Origin of the sequence: Burkholderia sp. WTPI3, assembly GCF_021483755.1 — a bacterium.
GTDB lineage: Bacteria > Pseudomonadota > Gammaproteobacteria > Burkholderiales > Burkholderiaceae > Burkholderia.
In genome coordinates this window covers 1-4,378 of record NZ_JAGIXF010000182.1, presented here as the reverse complement: position 1 = coordinate 4,378, position 4,378 = coordinate 1, and the positions used below count along the sequence as shown (strand labels likewise).

Here is a 4,378-nt window from a genome sequence, read left to right as displayed (position 1 = left end):
ACCTGCGGTGGACGGGGGGGGCGGGGGAGTTGTAGGCAGAGGGGACCGGATCGACGCAGGTGATCCGGCGACTGGGCGAACACGGCGGGGCGGATGCGCCGCCGTGTTCGTTTATAGTTCCTGAAATATGCGATCAATGTGGTGCCGCTACCTGTTCCGGTATTTATTCCTGAAATAACGGAATTATCGGCGGCCACGTCTGCGAACCACTATAATTCCGATATTCTCGGAACTATGCCGGTCGCTCGCTCGCGCCGGCGCTTTGTTCCTGAAATTTCGGAATTATGGCCCGCACCCTACCGCAACCCATCCCGACCCCCGATCCGCTCGCAGCCGACCTGGCCGCACTCGGAGCGCTCGTGCGCAACCGGCGAGCGCAGACCCGGATGCGGATCGACGATGCGGCCGATATGCTCGGCGTGTCGAAGGATGTGCTGTCGCGGCTCGAAAACGGCCGCGCGGTGAGTCTCGACAAGCTGTTCAAGGTACTGGACGGCTTCGGCCTCAATTTGCTTGTCGTGCCGAAACGCGATGTACAGACGGCGCGCAACGTATTGCGCGATCAGGCGACGGTACGCGCTGGCTCGTCCGGGGGCGCGTGATGATTCATCGCCTGCGCATTTCGGCCGACGGCTCGCCGGTCGGGCAGTTGACTTATGATGCTCGCCGCAACGACTACGGCTTCTCGTACGATCCGGCGTGGCTGGTGCGCGGCGATGCGTTTGCGTTGTCGCCATGCATTCCGCTCGATGTCGGCACGCCGCCGGAGGGTGCAATCCAGCGCTTCGTGGGCAACCTGCTCCCCGAGGGCCGCGCACTCGACGTTGCCGCATCGATGTATCAGATATCGAAGGACAACGTCTTCGGCCTGATCCGGATGCTCGGCAAGGAGCCCGTCGGCGCGCTGAGCTTCGTCCCGGTCGACGACTCGGCCGCGCGAGCGCCTGACACCCTCGAGCCCGTACGGCGACCGATCTCGGCGGAAGAATTGACCGACCGTATCCGTAAGCGCGATGCGATTCCGTTTTCCGTCTGGGACGATCGGGTGCGCCTGTCGATCGCCGGCCATCAGGACAAGCTGCAGGTACTCGTCGAGGGGGAGCGGTATGCGCTTGTCGACGGGGCGCTCAGCAGCTCGCATATTCTGAAGCCGGAATCGCGCAGCTCGAATGCGCCGTTCATGGTGGCCAACGAGCATTTCTGCATGACGCTGGCGCGCCACATGGGATTGCCGGTCGCGCATGTCGAGATTCGGCGTATCCCCGAGACGATTCTGCTGATCGAACGATTCGATCGGCTCGTGACGACCGAACCGGACGATCCGCAGCGCGTGAGCTCGGTGCGGCGACTGCATGTCATTGATGGATGCCAGGCCCTCGACTTGCCGGCGACGCTCAAATACGAACGCAATCTCGGCAACAACGAGGACATCCGCAATATCCGCGAAGGCGTGAGCTTCGAGAAACTGTTTTCGCTGACACCGTCGCTCGAGACACCCGCCGCAGCACGTTCAGCGATGTTGCGCTGGGCGCTGTTGCAACTGCTGATCGGCAACAGCGATGCACACGGCAAGAACATTTCGTTTTTCGTCAGCAGTGGCGGGCTCGATCCGGCGCCGCTTTACGATCTGGTGTGCGTGAACGTGTACGGCGACGCTTACGTGCAGGATATGGCGATGGCCTACGGGGATGTGTTTCGCACCGAGGAACTGACCGCTTTCGCGCTCGCGGACTTCGCGCATCGTGCGCGGATCCGGCCGGCGCTCGTTGCGCGTGAAATGACACGGATGGCGACGCTGGCTGCCAAACTGGCGCCCGGGCTGGCGGAGTCGGGCGTTTATGCAGGCGACGAGCGTGCGTGGGTGCATCGTATTTCGGAATATGTGCGCGTTCAGGCCGAGCGAGCCCTTCGCATTGCGCCCATGGTGCCGAAGGTCGACGTCGCGCTGCTCTGATCCCGCGCTTCGCCGACCATCGCCGCGACACCGATCCGGCATGTCACGGCGATGGTCCCGAATTGACGCCGTTACCCGCAACTGCGCTGCTCAGCGCCGGATAGTCGACGTACCCGCGCGCATCGCCGCCGAAGAACGTGTCGCGCTGCGCGTCGTTCAGCGGCGCGTCCGTCTTCACGCGCGTCACGAAATCCGGATGGGCGAGCGCCATCTGGCCTTACGTTTCGAGATCGGCCACGCCGGACGCCACGTCCGCAACGATCGCGACCCGCGTGCGATTCTCGATCGACCCGCCGTATTCATCGCTGCCCGTTTATGCGATGACGGAAACGCGGCTGCTGCCTGCGAAGACGCAGCGCTTCATCGGGTTTCTGCGCGCGCACTTCGCACGCGAATGACGGGGGAAGCGCGTCGTCCCGCCGCTCAGGGCGACGCGTCCAGTTGCGCTTCCCACTTCTTCAGGATGCGCACGCGCGCGTCGCTGAAATCGACCAGGCAGTTCATCCAGGCGTCGTCCGGAATCATCCGCTGCGGATTCGCGGCTTTCACGTAATCGCAGGTGTCGCCGGCGAAGCTGGTCCAGCTCGCCTGCGATTGCGCGAGCCGGATGGCCGCATCGGGGTTGCGTCGCTGGAGCTTGCGCTGGAGCGACCGGTACGCACGGTCGACTTGCTGCTCGCGGGCGTCGAGTGCGCAGCGGCGCACGGCTTCCATCGTCGGCCCCCGTTGTTCGCAGCCGACGGCGGCGAATGCCGCAACGGAGCGGGCCGACAGCGCGGCGATGACGAGCAGGCGGGCAGCGGGGCGCACGGGCGAGTGAACGGGAAAGCCGCGCCTACTTCGCGCTGCGGGTCGCGGCGGGCGCCGCGGTCGACGGATCGCTGACCGGCACCATATGCGCTTTGCCGTCGTTCGCGTTTTGCGTGCCGTCTTCGGGGTCGAGCACGAACCGGAACGTGTCGACGCGCTGCATGACCTTTGCTGCATACGCATTCGAGCCGCCGTAGTTCTTCAACCCGGCCTGCACGTTGCCGCCGGCCGCCCGCACGTAGCCCGACAGGATCGCGGAACCGGCCTCGACGTTGGCGTTCGGCTCGGTCAGATCCTTCACGTTGCGCAGCAGGCCGCGATGCGCAGCCGGCACGACCTGCATCAGCCCGGTCGCGCCATGCTGGCCGCGCGCCTTCTCCTGGAAGCGCGATTCGATCGAGATGATGGCGTAAACGAGTGCCGGAGGCAGTGAATATTTCGTCGCAGTGACGCTCACGATATCGGCAAGCTTCGCGGCCCGCTCTTTCGCGACACCGAATTTCTTCGTCAGGTAGGACGTGATGCGGCGGTTTGCTTCGTTCGGCTGATCGTTCGCGACCGGTGCGGAGGCATCGATCGGCGCGGATGCGGCCGCTTCGGGCGCGGGCGCCGGCAACACGGCCGCCTGCTGCGCCGAGGCCTGCTGCGCAATGCCGAGCGAAAGCACGATCAGCCAGAAAAACCGTCGTCGCATGGTGAAGGGCGGGGGGATGGGAGGCGCATAGTATATCGGCCAATCACGGCTTGTGTTCGAGCGAGGCTTCGAATGAAAGCGCGGTGTAGGCTTGGGGCGTGACGGACCGGACCAGGCGGGGCCATCGTGCTCGGTTGTTGTGCAGACACCCATCGGAGTCCGGACGAACCGGCATGGCCGGATTTCCACCCGGATCCCCTTTTGCGCGCACGAGCCTCCACGGCTGCACGAGGCTCACGTCGCCGCTCGGTCTTTTCATATGTGCCGCACCGCCACTCGCGCAAGCGCGCCGATCGCATCGCTGACCAGCACCGCGAGCAGTCCGACGATCACGCCGCCCTGCAGCACGAACGCGGTGTTCGACGTCTGCAGCCCCGCGATGATCACGTCGCCGAGCCCGCGCGCGGCGACCGTCGAGCCGATCGTCGCGGTGCCCAGGTTGATCACGACCGCGAGCCGGATGCCGTTCACGATCACCGGAAACGCGAGCGGCAGCTCGACCGACACCAGTTGCTGCCAGCCGTTCATCCCCATCCCGCGCGCGGCTTCGACGACGTCGCGCGGCACGTCCTCGAGCCCGGCGATGGTGCTCTCGAAAACCGGCAGGAGTCCGTACAGGACGAGCGCAATCAGCACGGGCTTCAGTCCGAAGCCCACGGCGGGCACCGCGAGCGCGAGCACGGCGACCGGCGGAAATGTCTGGCCGATGTCGACGATGCTGCGCGCGACCGGCAGGAAATCCGCGCCGGACGGCCGCGTGACGGCGATGCCGGCCGCGACCGCGACGAGCGTGCCGATCAGGCTCGACAGGGCGACGGTGCCGAGATGCGCGAGCGTGAGATCGAGCAGGCTCGCGCGATCGTAGATGACCGGCGCGCCGTTGTCCGCGAACGGCGCGAATACGCCCTGCAGCCATGCGG

Annotated in this window: 5 protein-coding genes and 2 pseudogenes; 3 read left to right on the top strand and 4 right to left on the bottom strand. The window is 65.6% G+C overall.

All coding sequences use genetic code 11. The features are described 5' to 3' along the window. The first annotated feature begins 284 nt into the window (after positions 1-284). Both J7024_RS36420 and J7024_RS36415 read left to right on the top strand, forming a co-directional pair. Positions 285-602: a helix-turn-helix domain-containing protein gene (locus J7024_RS36420; protein WP_124826871.1), complete on the top strand. Its 318-nt coding sequence runs from the start codon at positions 285-287 to the stop codon at positions 600-602. Beyond that, positions 602-1,954: a HipA domain-containing protein gene (locus J7024_RS36415; protein WP_124826872.1), complete on the top strand. Its 1,353-nt coding sequence runs from the start codon at positions 602-604 to the stop codon at positions 1,952-1,954. Before J7024_RS36420 ends, J7024_RS36415 begins: the two co-directional genes overlap by 1 nt. A 43-nt stretch (positions 1,955-1,997) precedes the next feature. Here J7024_RS36415 and J7024_RS36410 read toward each other — a convergent pair. Beyond that, positions 1,998-2,231 (bottom strand): annotated as a pseudogene (locus J7024_RS36410) (hypothetical protein); the annotation flags it as partial. Positions 2,232-2,259: 28 nt separating this feature from the next. On the opposite strand from J7024_RS36410, the pseudogene J7024_RS36405 reads away from it, so the two are divergent. Beyond that, positions 2,260-2,352 (top strand): annotated as a pseudogene (locus J7024_RS36405) (LysR family transcriptional regulator); the annotation flags it as partial. Positions 2,353-2,377: 25 nt separating this feature from the next. Here the strand turns inward: J7024_RS36405 and J7024_RS36400 are convergent. The 3 genes from J7024_RS36400 to J7024_RS36390 all read right to left on the bottom strand — a co-directional run. Beyond that, entirely contained in the window at positions 2,378-2,764 is a 387-nt protein-coding gene (locus tag J7024_RS36400) for a lysozyme inhibitor LprI family protein (protein ID WP_234746007.1), read from the bottom strand. A 25-nt stretch (positions 2,765-2,789) separates the two neighbouring features. Further along, on the bottom strand, positions 2,790-3,458 hold the full coding sequence (locus tag J7024_RS36395) for a lytic transglycosylase domain-containing protein (protein WP_124826873.1): 669 nt from the start codon (positions 3,456-3,458) through the stop codon (positions 2,790-2,792). Between the two features lie 255 nt (positions 3,459-3,713). Then, positions 3,714-4,378 (bottom strand): ABC transporter permease (locus tag J7024_RS36390; protein ID WP_234746005.1); only part of this gene is annotated, 665 nt, incomplete at its 5' end.

What these genes read in the sequence shown, in the direction of transcription:
- J7024_RS36420 (WP_124826871.1), top strand. Translation starts at nt 285, where the DNA reads ATGGCCCGCACCCTACCGCAACCCATCCCGACCCCCGATCCGCTCGCA.
- J7024_RS36415 (WP_124826872.1), top strand. Translation starts at nt 602, where the DNA reads ATGATTCATCGCCTGCGCATTTCGGCCGACGGCTCGCCGGTCGGGCAG.
- J7024_RS36395 (WP_124826873.1), bottom strand. Translation starts at nt 3,458, where the DNA reads ATGCGACGACGGTTTTTCTGGCTGATCGTGCTTTCGCTCGGCATTGCG.